Below are 18501 nucleotides of genomic sequence, written 5' to 3'. Positions count from 1 at the left end.
AATGAAGGAATATATAATGTCTCGTGTATTTAAAGCATCTGCTGGAATCGCACAAGGTATTTTCGTATCCCTCGGAATTGGTTTACTGATCGAAAATATAGGAAGAATTGTTGATATACCATTACTTATTACAATCGGAGTTGTTGCAAAATCACTAATGGCACCGGCAATTGGTGCCGGAATTGCTTTTATGCTCGGTGCAAACGGTCTTGTAATCTTCTCGGCGATGGTAGCCGGAGCGATTGGTGCCGGATCCATTTCAATTACTGAAGCTGGTCTAATTATTAAAACAGGTGAGCCAATCGGTGCATTATTAACAGCAACTTTAGCTGTATATATTGGTAAACGTTTAAGCGGAAAAACTGCGTTAGATATGATGCTCGTTCCATTTGCAGCAATATTAGGTTCTGGTTTAGTTGGTATTTGGTTATCTCATAATATTACTCCTGTTTTAAATGCAGTTGGAGCGTTTATTAAAGATAGCTCAGCTGGTAGTCCGTTTATTGCTTCTATCGTCATTGCAGTAGTTTGGGGGCTATTACTTATCTCTCCAGCTTCATCAGCTGCGTTAGCAATTGCACTTAGCTTAGACGGTGTTGCAGGTGGTGCTGCTCTTGCCGGATGCGTTGCTCAGTTTATCGGATTCTCTGTCATCTCAGCGAAAGAAAACAATTTAGGTGGCATATTAGCTCAAGCACTTTGTACTCCGAAAGTACAGTTGCCAAATATCACTAAAAACCCAATGATTCTCGTTCCAACTGTCGTCGCCAGTGCTATAGTCGGTCCAGTATCAGCATTAATTTTCCAACTGGAAGCAGGAAAGGAAATTGCAGGTCTTGGATTAAGTTCTCTTATCGCACCAATTAATTTAATTTCCAGCGAAGGATGGGAAGTTCTCCCGGCGATGGTAATTACTTATATCGTCATTCCAGTAGCTGTTTCTTATATACTTTACATTGCTCTTAAAAAAGCAGGTCGTATTCATTCTGGTGATATGACTGTACCGCAATCTTAAATTGAAAATCTCCTTAATAATAGATAAAAGCAGACTGAGAAGCCACAGTCTGCTTTTTTGTCATGTTACATTCTATGATTTTGTTTTACTGGAACTCTTATTGGTTCTTTGGCCAATAAGAGTTGAACGCCGAAGTAAAGTATGCTTGCAAGCGTCATTCCAGAAACGGCATCTACAAAGGCATGCTGCTTCGTAAATAACGTTGATAAAATAATAAGTGTACCGAAGAAAGTAAGGATGTAATATTCAAAAGCATGCTGTTCTCTACGCTTAAAGGCAGCTAACATAATTACAAATGTAGTAAGAACGTGAATGCTAGGGAAACAGTTTACCGGTTGATCGATACTATAAATATAGCGAACTAGTTCAGAAAATACATCTGTTCCAACGACAGTCGGACGCGGTACAGTTGTTTGCCAAAAATAATAAATAGAAAAACAAGCAAGCTTTCCAAAAATAACACTACTTAAAGTGACATAATATTGCTTTCGGTCAGCAAAGCAGTAATAAATAAGTGCGCCGTATAAGTATGGAAACCAAAGTAAATAAGGAATAATAAATGCTTTTACAAATGGAATCCAATCATCTACTACAGTTGTAACGTCTACTGCGTGAACAGTCGATTTATTTAATACGTCGTAAAGGGGACTTACGAGCACGAGTAGAAGTATATAACTTAACGGAAGAAAAGATGAAAGTTTAAATTTCTTCATGTTGATCTCCTATGTTTAGTAATGTAAGTAAATTCAATTGATTATAATATAGAAACGTGAATTGGGCTATCGATTTTACTTACACTTTCTTGAATTAACCTTACGTTTTTGTCACTTGACTAAAAAGAAGGAGAGGGTGCTAAATGAAGCGTTTATCGTATTTCTTATTTTTTATATTGATATGCCTAGTCGTTGCTGGGTGTGCAAAGGATAAAGAAGGAGAGAAATTAGAATATAACGGAAGAGCACTCGTAATTGGAGTTGTGGGAGAAAAACCGAAAGATACGTTTAGGAATATAAAGTTTGAGGAAATGAAGTTAGAGGAACTGGAACATAAATCAAAGGAAGTGGATGGTTTTCTAATAATGAAAGATCACTTTCAAGAAGCCTCAACAGAGCAGTATAAAAATGTATTTTCATCGCTAAAGAAACCAGTGTTTTTTATCGGTTTACAAGATAAATCATATTCAATTTTTATTACAAAAGGGGTAGAGTATAACAGTGCACGGAAAGATGTAAATGCTATGTATACGCAAGGGTTTGCGAATATCGGAAGTGGTGAAGGACAACAATGGGCAGTTGGTTTATCGAATGGTGGAAATACAGAAGAAAGTATTCATAATATGTATATCGTCGTATTTCAAACCATTGCAGATTATTTGAATAGATGATGAAGGAGCCTGTAAAAGAGGCTTCTTATTTTTTTAATCAAACGTTTGTTTAAGCTGTATGTTCGGTAGGAAGAAACCGATGTAACTCAATGGTTAACAAAGAGAAATGGAGAATTAATCAAACGTTTGTTTAAGCTGTATGTTCGGTAGGAAGAAACTCCTGTAGTTCAAAGGTTAAGAAAGAAAAATGGAGAATTAATCAAACGCTTGTTTAAGATATATGTTCGGTAGGAAGAAACTCCTGTAGTTCAAAGGTTAAGAAAGAAAAATGGAGAATTAATCAAACGCTTGTTTAAGATATATGTTTGGTGCAGAATCTAAAAAATTTATATATTTATTTTTTTCTTAACAAATGGCGGAAAAATAAGAAAAATTCGCAGGATTATTAAAAATTATCACGAAATAAGTAAAAGTTTAGCGAATAATGGTTTGAAATAATAAAACGTTTTCTATATGATAAAGGTAAAGGTTAGTAAAAAAGTAGGTGAATTTATGACAGTAACATTTTATTCATATCCAAAGTGTGGCACATGTCAAAAGGCAAAGAAATGGTTTGAGGCAAACGATGTAGCATATGAGATGATTCATATTGTTGAAAATCCACCATCAAAAGAAGATTTACGTAATTTACATGAAAAAAGTGAATTACCATTAAAAAAATTCTTTAATACAAGTGGAATGCGTTACCGTGAACTTGGTCTAAAAGATAAGTTGAAAGATGCAAGCGAAGACGAAATGTATGAGCTTTTAGCATCTGATGGCATGTTGATTAAACGTCCAATTGTAACAGATGGAACGAATGTAACACTTGGTTTTAACGAAGAGCAGTTTGAAAGTGTGTGGAAAAAGTACCAATAAGGTATTTTTACATAATTAATACATTCACTGGAGGTACAGTCATGAGCATTCCAAATAATTTACGTTACTCTGAAGAACACGAATGGGTAAAAACTGAAGGTAATGAAGTTGTTATCGGTATCACTCACTTTGCACAAGGTGAGCTAGGCGATATCGTATTCGTTGAACTTCCTGAAGTAGGTGCAACAATCGAAGCTAACGAGCCATTCGGAAGCGTAGAATCTGTTAAAACAGTTTCTGAGTTATACGCACCTGTAAGCGGTAAAGTTGTAGCAGTAAACGAAGAATTAAGTGACCAACCAGAACTTGTTAACGAATCTCCATACGAGGGTGCATGGATGGTTAAAGTTGAACTTTCTGATGCAAGCCAAGTTGAGAAGTTATTAACTGCAGAAAAATATGCAGAAATGACAAACCAAGACTAATTATAGTCGACTAAAGGACAGCCTTTGTGCTGTCCTTTTTTATTTTGTGTGAAATAATGAAATTCAAGTTATATGTAAATAAATAAGCTATTATGAGAAAAACTGTTTTGTGGTAAGGTTTCATAAGTCTTCACAATCTAAACGAGCCGCTTCCGCTTTTCTTTTGCAAAAATAAACAGGAAACAACATGAAAATAACGAATATACTATATACTAAGTTCAAGGTTATATAGTATATGGTGATCGGGTGATGACATATGATTTATGTAGAAAAAGTCATTATTGTAGAAGGTACATCAGATAGAAGAAAGATTGAATCTATTATTCGTGAACCGGTGGAAATTGTTTGTACAAATGGTACAATTGGTTTGTCGAAAATGGATGAGCTCGTTGATCAGTTTTTTGATAAGGAAGTGTATGTGCTAGTGGATGCTGATGATGCTGGAGAAAAGTTAAGGAAACAATTTCGAAAAGAATTTCCGCAAGCCGAGCATATCTATATTGATCGCTCGTACCGAGAAGTGGCAACTGCGCCATCTACACACTTAGCAAATGTATTATGGGGAGCCGACATTGACGTTTATACAGAATATTTACGGTAAGGAATGATAGAAGTGATTGATTGGACAGGAGCCGAAGCTACAGCCCTAATAGAGAACGAAGAAAAAACAGTATTATATGTATATACTCCAATGTGTGGAACATGCCAATTAGCAAAAAAGATGTTAACAGTCGTTGAGATGACAATTGAAGAGTTGAAAATTGGGATGTTAGATTTAAATTATGCTCCGCATTTAGCGAAAGAGTATGGGATTGAAAGTGTACCTTGTTTACTTGTTTTTGAAAATGGGACACTGATGAAGAAGATATACGCATTTCATTCGGTTGAATATTTATATACGGAATTAAAGTAGGCGGCAAAATTTTTGCCGCCTCGACATATTTCTTGGGAAATATGTCGAGATGCAGGATGGATACAGTATTTGTCGAGCGAAAATAACAGGATTGCTCTTTAGTGAGAGGGAATGGTATGTAATAGAAAGTGATATGAAGGATGTGATTTAGGGTGAGATTATATTCTTTGCTTCAATCATTTGTAAATTACGCTAATGGTCAATATCATTTAGAACCGCTTTTAAGACGAGAGGAAAAAACTGTTAATTTCCGTTTGGGAGATGAAAGTTGTTCGTTACAAATTTCAAGAGATTATATAGAGCTGGTACATGAGGAAAGAGGAACGGAACAAATCATTTGCTTAGACGAAAAGGATATAGAACAATTGGTTAATGGAAATGTACGATTGCAAATGTTAATGAACGATGGACGTGTACAGTATTCGGGAACGTATCGAACGATGCTATTAGTCGAATCGATGTTTCATATATGTAAACCGATGTCAGTAGGTGCTTAAAATTCTGAAGGTTCATTTTTTGCGAAAATTTCTGTTGACATGATGTTTGGATATTGATACAATTCAATTCATAAAATATAGATAATTTCATAAATTACAAATCAGACGAAAATTGAATCTGATTTCTCTTATCAAGAGAGGTGGAGGGACTGTGCCCTGTGAAGCCCGGCAACCGTCAACTTATGTTGAAATGGTGCCAATTCCTGCAAAGCAAATGCTTTGAGAGATGAGAGAGAGGGATAATGTTGTTATATACGCACATAAACCTTTCTGCTTCTCTAAAGCAGAAAGGTTTTTTTATTGTTTGAATGTGGAGGACATTCAAATAATAAAAGTAGTAATAACGGTGGACTACACGCATTAAACATAAAAAATTGCGGAGTCGATCAAAATAAAAAAGGGGTGAACATCATGATTCTATTAGAGAATGTAAAGAAAATATATAAGGCGAAAAGCGGTGATGTCACTGCTGTAGATAACGCCAATTTGAAAATAGAAAAAGGCGAAATATTTGGTGTTATCGGATATAGCGGCGCTGGAAAAAGTTCTTTAATTAGATTGTTTAATCAGTTAGAGAAACCGACTTCTGGCCAAATTACAATTGCCAATCGTGTTATATCAGCAATTACAGGAAGTGAACTTCGTAAGGCAAGGCAAGAAATCGGAATGATTTTTCAGCACTTTAACTTACTTTGGTCACGAACTGTACGTGAAAATATAGAGTTTCCACTTGAAATTGCAGGTGTTGATAAAGCGAAGAGAAGAAAACGTGTTGATGAATTAATTCATCTTGTTGGATTAGAAGGAAGAGGAGACGCATACCCATCTCAGCTGAGCGGAGGACAAAAGCAACGCGTCGGGATTGCAAGAGCATTAGCTAACAATCCACAAGTGCTTTTATGTGATGAAGCAACGTCAGCTCTTGATCCAGAAACGACAGATCAAATTTTGGATTTACTATTAGATATTAATAAGCGCCTTGGTTTAACAATTGTACTCATTACACATGAGATGCACGTAATTCGAAAGATTTGTAACCGAGTGGCGGTAATGGAGAGAGGAAAGATTGTAGAAACGGGTCCAGTACTTGATGTATTCCGTAATCCGAAGCAAGATATTACGAAACGATTTGTACAGCAGTTAACAGATTCTGAAGATACAAATGAAACGATTGAAAGTTTAATTGAAAAATATCCAGATGGAAAAGTAATTCGTTTGCAGTTTATCGGTGAGGCTGTAGAAAGGCCAGTGCTTCAACGATTAATGCAACGCAGTGATATAGAAGTTAGCATTTTGCAAGGGAATATCGCACAAACGAATAATGGTTCTTACGGTAGTTTAATTGTTCATTTAAATGGTGAGGAAATAGCGATCCAGCAAGCAATAGAAGGAATTCATCAAGATCAAGTAGAGCTGGAGGTGATTGCACATGGATAAGTTACTCGCAAATATTGATTGGAATCAAATGTTAGAAGCAACTGGTGAAACGTTATATATGACGGCAATCGCAGCTCTTGCGACATTTGTTTTAGGACTAATTTTAGGATTGTTACTCTTCATGACAGCAAAAGATAATTTATGGGAAAATAAATCAATTAATACGGTGATTGGAGCATTCGTAAATATATTCCGTTCGATACCGTTCATCATTTTAATTATTTTATTAATTCCATTCACAAAGATTCTTCTTGGAACAATTCTTGGAGCAAGTGCAGCTCTGCCGGCTTTAATTATTGGAGCGGCACCATTCTACGCGAGAATGGTTGAAATTGCACTTCGCGAAATTGATAAAGGTGTAATTGAAGCTTCAAAAGCAATGGGAGCAAAAACAAGCACAATTATTTTGAAAGTGTTAATTCCAGAATCATTACCAGCATTAGTATCTGGTATTACGGTTACGACAATTGCTTTAGTAGGCTATACAGCAATGGCGGGAGTTGTTGGTGCTGGTGGCCTTGGAACACTTGCTTACTTAGAAGGATTCCAGAGAGGGAATAACGATGTAACAATTGTTGCGACAATTTGTGTATTACTAGTTGTATTTTTAATCCAGTGGATTGGTGATAGTTTAACGACTCGAATAGATAAACGATAATAAAAAACGGGAGGATGTTTCAAATGAAAAAATTATTACTTACGGCACTTATTTCAACTTCAATTTTTGGGTTAGCGGCTTGTGGCGGGAAAGATAAAGATGAAAAGAAACTTGTTGTTGGTGCTTCTAACGTACCGCACGCTGAAATTTTAGAAAAGGCAAAACCGTTACTTGAGAAAAAAGGAATTGAGTTAGAAATTAAAAAATTCCAAGACTACGTATTACCAAATAAATCATTAGCGGATAAGGATTTAGATGCAAACTACTTCCAGCACATTCCGTATTTAGAGAAAGAAATTAAAGATAAAAAATATGACTTTGAAATAGCAGGAAAAATTCATTTAGAACCAATTGGTGTATACTCTCAAAAATATAAGAGCTTAAAAGAACTTCCAGACGGGGCGACAATCATTATGAGTAATTCTGTTACTGACCATGGACGTGGTTTAGCAATTTTACAAAAAGAAGGCATTTTAAAAATTAAAGACGGAGTAGATCCAGTTAGTGCAACTCCAAAAGATATTGCAGATAACCCGAAAAACTTAAAGTTTAAAACGGACATTGAGCCAGGTTTGTTACCACAAGTGTATAACAATAAAGAAGGCGACGCTGTTTTAATTAACTCGAACTATGCAATTGATGCGAAATTAAACCCAGAAAAAGATGCAATTGCAATTGAAGGTGATGATTCTCCATACGCAAACGTATTAGTGGTTCGTAAAGGTGATAAAGATAAAAAAGAGATTAAAGAGCTTGTAGAAGTATTGCATTCTAAAGAAATCGAAGACTTTATTAATAAAGAATATAAAGGAGCGGTTGTTCCTGTAAAAGAATAATTGCTGACAAGGCTGGTGTATGCCAGCTTTTTTATAACTACATAACTATAGGGGAGAAGGGGACATCATATGAAAAAGATTCTATTGTCAGTTGTTACAGCGCTGTCTGTATTTACATTAGCTGCTTGCGGAGGAAAAGAAGAGAATAAGCTTGTTGTTGGAGCTTCTAACGTGCCGCACGCTGTTATTTTAGAGAAAGCACAGCCAATCTTAGAGAAAAAAGGCATTAAGTTAGAGATTAAAAAGTTCCAAGATTATGTACTGCCAAATAAAGCGTTAGCGGATAAAGAGATTGATGCGAACTACTTCCAGCATATTCCGTATTTAGATAAGGAGATCCAAGAAAAAGGATATAAAATTGTAAACGCAGGAAAAATCCATTTAGAGCCAATGGGTATTTATTCTAAGAAATATAAAAGCTTAAAAGACTTACCAGATGGCGGGACAGTTATTATGAGTAATAACGTAGCGGAGCGAGGCCGTATGTTAGCATTGTTACAAAAAGGCGGCGTGATTAAGCTTAAAGATGGTGTAGATGTGGTTAAGGCGACAGTAAAAGATGTAGTCGAAAACCCGAAAAACTTAAAATTTAAAACAGATGTTGAACCTGGACTTTCACCGAAGTTGTATGAAAATAATGAGGGAGATGCTTTATTCATTAATTCGAACTATGCAATTGATGCAAAATTAAATCCAACGAAGGATGCAATTGCGATTGAAGGATCAGACTCTCCGTATGCAAACATCATTGCAGTTCGTAAAGGTGATGAGAAGAAAAAAGAAATTAAAGAGCTAGTAGAAGTGCTACATTCAAAAGAAATTCAAGATTTTATTAACAAAGAATATAAAGGTGCTGTACTTCCGATAAGTGAATAATTATAAGGAAAGGACTGGGAATTTACCGGTCCTTTTTTCTTTATATAAATAAGAAGAAAGGTGTATCATATAAAGGTGAGAAGGAAATACTTATATACATTTGTGAAAAAACGGTTACTTTTTTTCGTCGTTTGCGATATCATTTTATTTGATATAAAATTAGAATGAGAATAAAATGAGAATATGAACGTTTTAGGAATTTTTAAAATGTATATATAGGATTAATGGAGGTATTGAGATGGCTGGTTCTACATTAACGGTTAAAGACTTACACGTATCAATTGACGGCAAAGAAATTTTAAAGGGTGTAAACCTTGAAGTAAAAGGTGGAGAAATCCACGCAATTATGGGACCTAACGGAACAGGTAAATCAACTTTATCTTCTGCAATTATGGGTCACCCAAAGTATGAAGTAACAGAAGGTAGCATCATCATTGACGGTGAAGATGTATTAGAAATGGAAGTAGACGAGCGCGCGCAAGCGGGTCTATTCCTAGCAATGCAATATCCAAGTGAAATTAGCGGAGTAACAAACGCTGACTTCTTACGTTCTGCAATTAACGCACGTCGTGAAGAAGGCGATGAAATTTCTCTTATGAAATTTATCCGTACATTAGATAAAAACATGGAATTCCTAGAAATGGATCCAGAAATGGCACAACGTTACTTAAACGAAGGTTTCTCTGGTGGAGAGAAAAAACGTAACGAAATTCTTCAATTAATGATGATTGAGCCAAAAATCGCAATCTTAGACGAAATCGACTCAGGTCTTGATATCGATGCATTAAAAGTTGTATCTAAAGGTATTAACCAAATGCGCGGCGAAGAGTTCGGTTGCCTAATGATTACGCATTACCAACGTTTATTAAACTACATCACTCCAGACTTCGTTCACGTTATGATGAACGGTCGTATCGTTAAATCTGGTGGCCCTGAGCTTGCACAACGTCTAGAAGCTGAAGGTTACGACTGGATTAAAAAAGAATTAGGTATTGAAGACGAAACAGCAGAGCAAGAAGCGTAAGAGAGGAGCATAAACATGACAATCGGTACATTACCTTTCGATCAAGAAACAATCCGTCAGCGCGCAAGCGAAGTAAACGAAGCTGCTTGGTTGACTGAGTTCCGCTTACAAGCTCTTGCACAAGCAACAGAACTTCCAATGCCAACGCCTGATAAAACGAAAATTGAAAAATGGGACTTTATCGGAAAAGGCGACGCTGCTAAGCAAGAGCCTGTAAGTTCTTTAACAGAGCTTCCAGAAGCAGTGAAAAACTTAATCGATGAAAATAACAGCGTATTAGTACAACGTACTGGTACAACTGCGTTCGTTTCTTTAGCAGACGAAGCAAAAGAAAAAGGTGTTATTTTTACAGACATCGTAACAGCTGCAACAGAGCATGCTGAACTATTACAAAAGTATTTAATGAAAGACGGCGTGAAGGTAGACGAGCATCGTTTAACTGCACTTCATGCTGCATTAATCAACGGCGGTGCATTCGTATATGTTCCGAAAAACGTTGTTCTTGAAACTCCACTTCAAGCTGTATTCTTAGTAGACGGCGAAGAAGCTAACGTATATAACCACGTATTATTCGTAGCTGATGCGAACAGTACTGCAACTTATGTAGAAAACTATGTTGCAAATGAAAATGCTAAAGGTATTGCAAATATCGTAGCAGAAGTAATCGTGGAACAAGGCGCACAAGTTAAATTTGGTGCAGTTGATCTATTAGCAAAAGACGTAACAACTTACGTTAACCGCCGCGGTGTTGTTGGACGCGACGGCCGCATTGATTGGGCTCTAGGCCTTATGAATGACGGAAATACAATTTCAGAGAACGTTACAAACTTAATGGGCGACGGTTCATATGCTGATACGAAAACAGTAACAATTGGCCGTGGTAACCAAACACAAAACTTTACAACTAAAGTTGTTCACTTCGGTAAACACTCTGAAGGTTGGATTTTAAAACACGGTGTACAAAAAGATAGTGCAACATCTATCTTTAACGGAATTGGTAAGATTGAACACGGTGCATCTAAATCAAATGCACAACAATCTTCTCGCGTTCTTATGTTAGATGAGAAAGCTCGTGGGGATGCAAACCCAATTCTTTTAATCGACGAAGATGATGTAATGGCAGGTCACGCAGCTTCAGTAGGCCGCGTAGATCCGTACCAATTATACTACTTGATGAGCCGTGGTATTCCAAAACGCGAAGCAGAACGTTTAGTCATCCATGGATTCTTAGCACCTGTAGTAAATGAGCTTCCAATTGAAGGAGTAAAAGCACAGCTTGTTGAGGTAATTGAAAGGAAAGTTCGCTAATGAATATTCATGAAATACGCAAACAGTTTCCAATTCTTGATCAAAAAGTGAACGGCAAACAACTTGTATATTTCGATAGTGCAGCAACTTCTCAAAAACCAATTCAAGTCATTGAAACGTTAGAACGTTACTATAAAGAATATAATTCTAACGTGCATCGCGGTGTTCATACGCTCGGTACGAAAGCTACCGACGCGTATGAAGGTGCACGCGAGAAAGTTCGCAAGTTTATTAACGCGAAATCAATGGAAGAGATTATTTTCACGCGCGGAACGACAACTGCATTAAATACAGTAGCGGCTAGCTATGGTCTTGAAAATGTAAAAGAAGGCGATGAAATCGTTATTTCTTACATGGAGCACCATAGTAACATCATTCCGTGGCAACAAGTTGCGAAGAAAACTGGTGCAACTTTAAAATACCTTCCGCTTCAACCAGACGGTACAATTTCTTTAGAAGATGTTCGTCAAACAGTTACACCGAATACAAAAATCGTTTCTATTATGCAAGTTTCAAACGTGCTTGGAACGATTAACCCTGTAAAAGAAATCGGAGCAATCGCACACGAAAATGGCGCAATTATGGTCGTTGACGGTGCACAAAGTACACCTCACATGAAAGTAGATGTACAAGATTTAAACTGTGATTTCTACGCATTATCTGCTCATAAGATGTGCGGACCTACAGGCATCGGCGTATTATATGGTAAAAAAGAATTGCTGAACAATATGGAGCCAATTGAATTTGGCGGTGAAATGATTGATTTCGTAGATTTACAAGAATCTACTTGGAAAGAGCTTCCGTGGAAGTTTGAAGCAGGTACACCGATTATCGGTAATGCAATCGGACTTGGTGCGGCAATTGATTTCCTAGAAGAAATCGGTCTTGATAATATTGAAAAGCATGAACATGAATTAGCGCAATACGCTTTAGAAAGACTATCAGAAGTAGATGGCGTTACAATTTATGGTCCAAAGCATCGCGCTGGTCTTGTTACATTTAATATTGAAGACGTACATCCTCACGATGTAGCGACTGTATTAGATGTAGAAGGCATTGCAGTTCGCGCAGGACATCACTGTGCACAACCGCTTATGAAGTGGCTAAAAGCTTCTTCAACAGCACGTGCGAGCTTCTATTTATATAATACAAAAGAAGAAATTGATACATTTGTTGAATCGCTAATCAAGACAAAGGAGTATTTCACAAATGTCATTTAATAATTTAGATACGTTATATCGTCAAGTTATTATGGATCATTATAAGAATCCTCGTAACAATGGCGTGTTAGAAGATAGTGTTACTGTTAACTTGAACAATCCAACTTGCGGCGATCGTATTCAACTTACGATGAAAGTAGAAGAAGGTATTGTGCAAGAGGCGAAGTTTGAAGGCGAAGGATGTTCAATCTCAATGTCTTCAGCTTCAATGATGACACAAGCAGTAAAAGGTAAGAAAATTGAAGAAGCACTTCAGCTTTCGAAAATTTTCTCTGACATGATGCTAGGAAAAGAGTACGATGACAGCATCGATTTAGGAGATATTGAAGCATTACAAGGCGTATGCAAGTTCCCTGCACGTATTAAATGTGCAACATTAGCGTGGAAAGCGTTAGAAAAGGGCTTAAACGAAGATAAGTAATGTTAAAGGTTCCTAAAAATGAGGTTATCTAAGGAGGGACACACCAACATGGCGAAGCAACTGCCAGATATCGGCGATTACAAATATGGTTTCAAAGACAAAGACGTTTCGATTTTCCGTGCTGGACGCGGTTTAACAAAAGAGATCGTTGAAGAGATTTCACGTATGAAAGAAGAACCACAGTGGATGTTAGACTTCCGTTTAAAATCACTGGATAAGTTCTATGAAATGCCAATGCCACAATGGGGCGGCGACTTAAACGACTTAGATTTCGATGAAATTACGTACTACGTAAAACCATCTGAGAAATCTGAGAAGTCTTGGGATGAAGTACCTGATGAAATTAAAGCAACATTTGATAAATTAGGTATTCCAGAAGCTGAGCAAAAATATTTAGCTGGTGTATCTGCACAGTACGAATCTGAAGTTGTATACCACAACATGAAAGAAGACCTAGAAGCTCTAGGAATCGTCTTCAAAGATACAGATAGCGCATTAAAAGAGAACGAAGATATTTTCCGTGAGCATTTCGGAAAAGTAATCCCACCAACAGACAACAAATTCTCTGCATTAAACTCTGCAGTTTGGTCTGGTGGATCATTCATCTACGTTCCAAAAGGTATTAAAGTTGATACACCACTTCAAGCGTATTTCCGTATTAACTCTGAAAATATGGGACAATTCGAGCGTACGCTTATCATCGTAGACGAAGGCGCACATGTACACTACGTAGAAGGTTGTACAGCACCTGTTTACACTACTAACTCACTTCACAGTGCGGTAGTAGAAATCATCATTAAAAAAGATGCGTATTGCCGTTATACAACAATCCAAAACTGGGCGAACAACGTATACAACCTAGTTACAAAACGTGCGGTTTGTGAAGAAAACGCGACGATGGAATGGATTGATGGTAACATCGGATCTAAATTAACGATGAAATACCCAGCAGTTATCTTAAAAGGCGAAGGCGCTCGTGGTTTAACATTATCAATCGCGATTGCTGGTAAAGGCCAACACCAAGATGCTGGTGCGAAAATGATTCACTTAGCACCAAACACGTCTTCAACAATCGTTTCTAAATCGATTGCGAAGCATGGTGGTAAAGTAACTTACCGTGGTATCGTACACTTCGGACCAAAAGCGAAAAACTCTCGCTCTAACATCGAGTGTGACACGTTAATCATGGATAACCAATCTACATCTGATACAATTCCTTACAACGAAATCAAAAACGATTACGTTTCACTTGAGCACGAAGCGAAAGTATCGAAAGTATCAGAAGAACAATTATTCTACCTAATGAGCCGCGGTATTTCTGAGCAAGAAGCTACAGAAATGATCGTAATGGGCTTCATTGAGCCATTCACTCGCGAACTTCCAATGGAATACGCAGTTGAAATGAACCGCCTAATCAAGTTTGAGATGGAAGGTTCTATCGGCTAATATATGTATGAAGAAAGCGCCCTGCTGTGCAGGGCGCTTTTTTGTTTTGCGGATTTGTCTTGGTTTGGTAGAGGATACCCAGGTGGGTGTTCAGCTAAATATATCAACGATTTTTCAAGTATATCGATCATAAACGGGAATATATCAACGATTATTTCAATATATCAACGTTTCGACAAGGAATATCGATTTGTTGACAAAGTAAGACAAAAGAAAATCCTCACATACCCCAAACATTTTATAAGAACAGAGAACGACTAGGTTTAAGACAAAGATACTGACAAATCCACTTGAACAATCAACCACTGAATTTTATATTAAACTTTTTGAAAAATCCCCCTTCTAGCAATGAATTCAACAACTAAAAAAATAAAGTTTCTCATATAAAAAGGACAATCTTTTGCTTTTTCTCACAATGCGAGTACAATGTAAAATAGCAAGAAAAGACGAAAAATATTTACAGGATTATTGTGTGCGCATAGCGTAAATGGCAGTAAGGAACTGAGAGGAGGTTTTTTCTCTGAATATAAATAAAGAAACAATCATCCACCTTTATCATACAAACGATATACATAGTCATTTTGAAAATTGGCCGCAAATTTCTCGGTTTGTACAGGGAGAGAAAAAGCGAAGACAGGAAGCGGGAGAGACCGTTTTGACGGTTGATATCGGCGATCATGTGGATCGTTTTCATAGTATTTCGGAAGCGACGAATGGACTTGGCAATACGAAGCTTTTAAATGAGGCGTTATATGATTATGTAACGATCGGAAATAATGAAGGAATTACGTTAGCGAAGGAGCATTTGAATCGTCTATATGATGAGGCTGGATTTGAGGTGCTTGTCGCGAATTTATTTGAAAAAGAAGGTGTACGTCCGGAGTGGGCAAAGCCTTATAAATTACATACAACGACAGATGGGATTACGATTGCCTTTATCGGGTTAACGGTAGCTTATCCAGAGTTTTATCATATGCTCGATTGGCATATTGAAGATCCGCTTATCCATTTAGAGTCTATTTTAGAAGAAGTGCGAGATGAGGCTCATATTACAGTTGTCCTTTCTCATCTTGGAAAAAGCATGGATGAGTATATGGCAGAGCATTATGATATAGATGTTATTTTAGGGGCACATACGCATCATTTATTTGAGCGTGGCGTTCTTATGAATAATACGTTACTTTGTTGTTGTGAAAAGTGGGGGCGTTACGTTGGTCACGTACAGCTTACTGTGGATATAGAGACGAAGAAATTACTGAAAAAAGACGGTAGAGCAATTAAGACGGAACGGTTAGGGGCTTATAGCGAGCCGTTATCCACAATTGAAATACTGCAGGAAGAAAGTAAGCATATAATGGCAGAGCCTGTCGTTCATTTAAAAGAGTCATTACCGGTTGATTGGTTTCATGAGACGCCGTTTTCTCATATGTTAGCAAGTGCGCTGAAAACATGGTGCGGTGCAGAAATTGGAATGGTGAATGCTGGTGTACTTCTTGAAGGATTAGAAGAGGGTGTTGTAACGCGCGGAGATATTCACAGAATTTGTCCACATCCAATTAATCCGTGTGCTTTGAAAGTTCCAGGAAAGATATTAAGAGAAGTTATTTTGAAAGCACGTAAACCGAATATGGAGAATCTTGAGGTGAAAGGATTCGGATTTCGGGGGAAAGTGATGGGGAAAATGATTTACGCTGGTGTAGAAGTAATTCCAGATACGATTCCTGGGAATAAAATTTTATTAGAAGATGTATTGATTAACGGCGAATCGCTGGAGTTAGACCGTATATATACAGTAGGAACAATTGATATGTTTACGTTTGGATACTTATACCCAGAGCTATCCACACTTTCTAGCAAACAATATTATATGCCAGAACTACTTAGAGATGTGTTAACAGATATGTTAATAACTTATACATCTTCCGTTAAACTATAGGCTAGTTAACTTGTAACACTCATTTTTCTCTTGTCATACAGATAAGAAAGAGAGGAGTGTGAACTATGGTTAATGTGGAGCCAATTATAATTGATAATTATACGTTTATTGCAGTTAGCGTGAAACTTCCAAAGACGAATTTGCTAGCTGTAATGAGCGATAAAGGATATATTATGTGTGGTGCATTAGATGTAGGTCTTTTAAATGAGAAGTTAGGTGATCGAGGAATTATTGCTGGCCGTGCGGTTGGTGTAAGAACGATTGAACAACTTCTTGAAGCGCCACTAGAATCGGTAACGACTGGAGCTGAAGCATTAGGCATTTCAGCAGGAACGATTGGAAAAGAAGCATTATTAAAAATGAGATAAGCATATATCGTCCCTCCTTCTTGCATAGAAATGATATAAGAAGGAGGTTTTTTTATGAGTATATTTCGCTCGAAAAACTCGCGGTTTCGAAAGGGACCTATTGCCTTTCGGTATATACTGCTTATGTCGTTTATTCTTTTTGTTATATTACTTACGCAAGGGCTGTGGATTGTGAATAATAGTATTCAGCCGACCTTAATTAAATATGGAGAAGTAGAGACACAGAAAATGGCGACGGCAATTATGACGAAGGCGGTAAAGGATCGAATTAATGAAGGATTCGATGTGGATTCATTAATGAAAGTACAGAATGATAAAAACGGGAAAGTATCCACAATTAATTTAAATACAAAGCAAGTAAATGAAATCGTAACGTCAACGACCACGTACATAGAAAAATATTTGCAGCAAGTAGAACAAGGGAAGTTGAAGGAGCTAGGTATTTCTGAAAAAAACGGGGCGACTATGGCAGTTCCTTTTGGGCGTGTAACTGATAATGCGCTTCTTGGTAATATAGGACCAGATATTCCGATTCATGTCACGCCAATTGGGCATGTGAATACAGATATTAAACAAAAAATTGAGCCGCATGGGATCAACACTACAGCGATTCAAATTGTTATGGAAATGGAAGTAACGTTGCAAGTAATCATTCCATTTCATACGAAAGAGATAACAGTGAAACAAAATGTTCCGATTGCGACGCGTATCGTTCAAGGGGAAGTGCCTACGTATTATGGAAGCGGAAGCGTTGCTGTACCTGATAAAAAGAAAACAGATAGTTAATTGCATATAAAGTGAAACTTGAATCAATCGGGCTTTTACTGGATAAAAAATAACCGTAGCAATGCGCTACGGTTATCGTTTTGTATTTGCTCGTTCTTTGCGTTCCCAAAGGCTTAAATGCATATATGGATCGAAGGCCCATTCTGTATAGCCATTGTCTTTATATATGCCAAAATGTAAGTGGGGTGGGAATTTTCCGGCTGTACCAGGGGGTCCATAGCCAGTGCTACCAACAAATCCGATTACTTTTCCGGGCTCAACAATTTGTCCAAGCTGTATTTCTTTTGAGAACCCGCCTAAATGAGCGTAATAATGGTAATTGTTATGAAGGTCGCGAATACCAATGCGCCATCCACCAAGGCGGTTCCAACCTTTCGTTTCAATAATGCCATAGCAAGTCGATCTTACTGGCACGCCATATCCGGCAAAAATATCGGTTCCTTCATGAACTCGTCTGCCCCCAAAACTTCTTCCAGCACCGAAAGTACTACGGTAACTATGGTCACTACGAATCGGAAGAGGAAAAGCATTTCCTTCTAAATTAATACGTCCATAATGTTTATAAATTTGGGCGTATTCGCTAATTAAATCAACTGTTTTTGCACGTCTATAATATTCCCAAAGCATAATTTTAATACGGTCTTCTGACGTTCCTTGTTTCCTTAAAATAGTCGCTGCGGTATGCAGAAGATCACGGTCGCTATTTGCATTTGCAAATCCATCTTTGTCACCATCTAAACCTATTCCGCCAAATAGAGAAATTGTATGGGGGAGAGTATCGTTACTATTAACAGGTCCAGCCCATATTTCTGGTTTGAAATAAAGGGAAATGATGGCATCTGGTTTTTTTGGAATATCTCTTCTTACGCTCCGTATATTTCTTTCATATTGATCCATTGCAGCTAAGTAATACCATGGAATGCCTGAAGACTGCTCGGTTTCTTTATATAGTGCCATGCGCTTTTCGTATATGCTTTGCTGATTATCTTCACCGTAAGCGATGTTTTGGTGGAGAAGAAAACAAATAGAAAGCAAAAGAGAAATTTTTCGAAGCATGAAATAGACTCCTTTCACAACATCACTCTTTTTAGTG

General features: G+C 37.3%; 21 protein-coding genes and 1 riboswitch. Of the genes, 19 read left to right on the top strand and 2 right to left on the bottom strand.

Translation table 11 applies throughout. The features are described 5' to 3' along the window. Position 1 precedes the first annotated feature (1 nt). The gene (locus tag JFU02_RS16435; protein ID WP_000666168.1) at positions 2-1015 is read left to right on the top strand and encodes a PTS sugar transporter subunit IIC; all 1014 of its coding nucleotides are present in this window, start codon (positions 2-4) and stop codon (positions 1013-1015) included. A gap of 65 nt (positions 1016-1080) precedes the next feature. Here JFU02_RS16435 and JFU02_RS16430 read toward each other — a convergent pair whose 3' ends face one another. After that, positions 1081-1728 carry a phosphatase PAP2 family protein gene (locus JFU02_RS16430; RefSeq protein ID WP_000713772.1) on the bottom strand — a complete coding sequence of 216 codons (648 nt, stop codon included), beginning with the start codon at positions 1726-1728 and terminating at the stop codon, positions 1081-1083. 143 nt (positions 1729-1871) lie between these two features. Here JFU02_RS16430 and JFU02_RS16425 point away from each other — a divergent pair, with 143 nt between their 5' ends. The 18 genes from JFU02_RS16425 (at position 1872) to yunB (ending at position 17408) form a co-directional block, all read left to right on the top strand. After that, on the top strand, positions 1872-2399 hold the full coding sequence (locus JFU02_RS16425) for a hypothetical protein (RefSeq protein WP_000826886.1): 528 nt from the start codon (positions 1872-1874) through the stop codon (positions 2397-2399). A gap of 492 nt (positions 2400-2891) precedes the next feature. Then, on the top strand, positions 2892-3257 hold the full coding sequence (locus JFU02_RS16420) for an arsenate reductase family protein (RefSeq protein WP_000218968.1): 366 nt from the start codon (positions 2892-2894) through the stop codon (positions 3255-3257). A 41-nt stretch (positions 3258-3298) separates the two neighbouring features. Continuing rightward, entirely contained in the window at positions 3299-3682 is a 384-nt protein-coding gene (gcvH, locus tag JFU02_RS16415) for a glycine cleavage system protein GcvH (RefSeq protein ID WP_000026897.1), read from the top strand. A 256-nt stretch (positions 3683-3938) separates the two neighbouring features. Beyond that, a complete protein-coding gene (locus JFU02_RS16410) occupies positions 3939-4283 on the top strand; it encodes a toprim domain-containing protein (RefSeq protein WP_000640870.1) in 345 nt (114 codons plus the stop codon). A gap of 3 nt (positions 4284-4286) precedes the next feature. Next, complete coding sequence (locus JFU02_RS16405) at positions 4287-4595, top strand: thioredoxin family protein (RefSeq protein ID WP_002039867.1); 309 nt, start codon at positions 4287-4289, stop codon at positions 4593-4595. Between the two features lie 152 nt (positions 4596-4747). Next, the gene (locus JFU02_RS16400; protein ID WP_001242143.1) at positions 4748-5092 is read left to right on the top strand and encodes a hypothetical protein; all 345 of its coding nucleotides are present in this window, start codon (positions 4748-4750) and stop codon (positions 5090-5092) included. Between the two features lie 125 nt (positions 5093-5217). Further along, positions 5218-5325: riboswitch (SAM riboswitch) on the top strand. A gap of 178 nt (positions 5326-5503) precedes the next feature. Continuing rightward, positions 5504-6529, top strand: coding sequence for a methionine ABC transporter ATP-binding protein (locus JFU02_RS16395; protein ID WP_000601779.1), 1026 nt, complete (start codon positions 5504-5506; stop codon positions 6527-6529). Further along, positions 6522-7187, top strand: a complete 666-nt coding sequence (locus tag JFU02_RS16390) for a methionine ABC transporter permease (protein WP_000359399.1) — start codon at positions 6522-6524, stop codon at positions 7185-7187. Before JFU02_RS16395 ends, JFU02_RS16390 begins: the two co-directional genes overlap by 8 nt. A 23-nt stretch (positions 7188-7210) precedes the next feature. After that, positions 7211-8023, top strand: coding sequence for a methionine ABC transporter substrate-binding lipoprotein MetQ (metQ, locus tag JFU02_RS16385; RefSeq protein WP_000735079.1), 813 nt, complete (start codon positions 7211-7213; stop codon positions 8021-8023). Positions 8024-8092: 69 nt separating this feature from the next. Continuing rightward, positions 8093-8899: a methionine ABC transporter substrate-binding lipoprotein MetQ gene (gene metQ / locus JFU02_RS16380; RefSeq protein WP_000722400.1), complete on the top strand. Its 807-nt coding sequence runs from the start codon at positions 8093-8095 to the stop codon at positions 8897-8899. 238 nt (positions 8900-9137) lie between these two features. Next, positions 9138-9923 carry a Fe-S cluster assembly ATPase SufC gene (sufC, locus tag JFU02_RS16375; protein ID WP_000929162.1) on the top strand — a complete coding sequence of 262 codons (786 nt, stop codon included), beginning with the start codon at positions 9138-9140 and terminating at the stop codon, positions 9921-9923. A 15-nt stretch (positions 9924-9938) separates the two neighbouring features. Further along, positions 9939-11231: a Fe-S cluster assembly protein SufD gene (sufD, locus tag JFU02_RS16370; protein ID WP_000152177.1), complete on the top strand. Its 1293-nt coding sequence runs from the start codon at positions 9939-9941 to the stop codon at positions 11229-11231. Beyond that, on the top strand, positions 11231-12451 hold the full coding sequence (gene sufS / locus JFU02_RS16365) for a cysteine desulfurase SufS (RefSeq protein WP_001020767.1): 1221 nt from the start codon (positions 11231-11233) through the stop codon (positions 12449-12451). The genes sufD and sufS overlap by 1 nt, the downstream gene beginning before the upstream one ends. Beyond that, positions 12441-12872: a Fe-S cluster assembly sulfur transfer protein SufU gene (gene sufU, locus JFU02_RS16360; RefSeq protein ID WP_000009525.1), complete on the top strand. Its 432-nt coding sequence runs from the start codon at positions 12441-12443 to the stop codon at positions 12870-12872. The genes sufS and sufU overlap by 11 nt, the downstream gene beginning before the upstream one ends. A gap of 48 nt (positions 12873-12920) precedes the next feature. Continuing rightward, positions 12921-14318, top strand: coding sequence for a Fe-S cluster assembly protein SufB (sufB, locus tag JFU02_RS16355; protein ID WP_001118824.1), 1398 nt, complete (start codon positions 12921-12923; stop codon positions 14316-14318). Positions 14319-14838: 520 nt separating this feature from the next. After that, on the top strand, positions 14839-16254 hold the full coding sequence (locus JFU02_RS16350; protein WP_207193733.1) for a bifunctional metallophosphatase/5'-nucleotidase: 1416 nt from the start codon (positions 14839-14841) through the stop codon (positions 16252-16254). 65 nt (positions 16255-16319) lie between these two features. Continuing rightward, complete coding sequence (locus JFU02_RS16345; RefSeq protein ID WP_000248468.1) at positions 16320-16622, top strand: YunC family protein; 303 nt, start codon at positions 16320-16322, stop codon at positions 16620-16622. 54 nt (positions 16623-16676) lie between these two features. Further along, complete coding sequence (yunB, locus tag JFU02_RS16340; RefSeq protein WP_098013574.1) at positions 16677-17408, top strand: sporulation protein YunB; 732 nt, start codon at positions 16677-16679, stop codon at positions 17406-17408. 72 nt (positions 17409-17480) lie between these two features. Here yunB and JFU02_RS16335 read toward each other — a convergent pair whose 3' ends face one another. Further along, the gene (locus JFU02_RS16335) at positions 17481-18464 is read right to left on the bottom strand and encodes a M23 family metallopeptidase (RefSeq protein WP_098472178.1); all 984 of its coding nucleotides are present in this window, start codon (positions 18462-18464) and stop codon (positions 17481-17483) included. Between the last annotated feature and the right edge of the window lie 37 nt (positions 18465-18501).

This window comes from Bacillus sp. TH13, assembly GCF_016651175.1.
Lineage (GTDB): Bacteria > Bacillota > Bacilli > Bacillales > Bacillaceae_G > Bacillus_A > Bacillus_A thuringiensis_S.
Note: the sequence above shows the minus strand (reverse complement) of the source record. Positions and strands in the feature narration are given on the sequence as shown.

Coding starts and splice junctions, on each gene's coding strand:
- sufS (WP_001020767.1), top strand. CDS start 11,231: ATGAATATTCATGAAATACGCAAACAGTTTCCAATTCTTGATCAAAAA.
- JFU02_RS16335 (WP_098472178.1), bottom strand. CDS start 18,464: ATGCTTCGAAAAATTTCTCTTTTGCTTTCTATTTGTTTTCTTCTCCAC.
- JFU02_RS16405 (WP_002039867.1), top strand. CDS start 4,287: ATGATAGAAGTGATTGATTGGACAGGAGCCGAAGCTACAGCCCTAATA.
- metQ (WP_000735079.1), top strand. CDS start 7,211: ATGAAAAAATTATTACTTACGGCACTTATTTCAACTTCAATTTTTGGG.
- sufU (WP_000009525.1), top strand. CDS start 12,441: ATGTCATTTAATAATTTAGATACGTTATATCGTCAAGTTATTATGGAT.
- metQ (WP_000722400.1), top strand. CDS start 8,093: ATGAAAAAGATTCTATTGTCAGTTGTTACAGCGCTGTCTGTATTTACA.
- JFU02_RS16420 (WP_000218968.1), top strand. CDS start 2,892: ATGACAGTAACATTTTATTCATATCCAAAGTGTGGCACATGTCAAAAG.
- JFU02_RS16410 (WP_000640870.1), top strand. CDS start 3,939: ATGATTTATGTAGAAAAAGTCATTATTGTAGAAGGTACATCAGATAGA.
- sufC (WP_000929162.1), top strand. CDS start 9,138: ATGGCTGGTTCTACATTAACGGTTAAAGACTTACACGTATCAATTGAC.
- JFU02_RS16395 (WP_000601779.1), top strand. CDS start 5,504: ATGATTCTATTAGAGAATGTAAAGAAAATATATAAGGCGAAAAGCGGT.
- gcvH (WP_000026897.1), top strand. CDS start 3,299: ATGAGCATTCCAAATAATTTACGTTACTCTGAAGAACACGAATGGGTA.
- JFU02_RS16435 (WP_000666168.1), top strand. CDS start 2: ATGAAGGAATATATAATGTCTCGTGTATTTAAAGCATCTGCTGGAATC.
- JFU02_RS16425 (WP_000826886.1), top strand. CDS start 1,872: ATGAAGCGTTTATCGTATTTCTTATTTTTTATATTGATATGCCTAGTC.
- JFU02_RS16430 (WP_000713772.1), bottom strand. CDS start 1,728: ATGAAGAAATTTAAACTTTCATCTTTTCTTCCGTTAAGTTATATACTT.
- yunB (WP_098013574.1), top strand. CDS start 16,677: ATGAGTATATTTCGCTCGAAAAACTCGCGGTTTCGAAAGGGACCTATT.
- JFU02_RS16345 (WP_000248468.1), top strand. CDS start 16,320: ATGGTTAATGTGGAGCCAATTATAATTGATAATTATACGTTTATTGCA.
- sufB (WP_001118824.1), top strand. CDS start 12,921: ATGGCGAAGCAACTGCCAGATATCGGCGATTACAAATATGGTTTCAAA.
- JFU02_RS16390 (WP_000359399.1), top strand. CDS start 6,522: ATGGATAAGTTACTCGCAAATATTGATTGGAATCAAATGTTAGAAGCA.
- sufD (WP_000152177.1), top strand. CDS start 9,939: ATGACAATCGGTACATTACCTTTCGATCAAGAAACAATCCGTCAGCGC.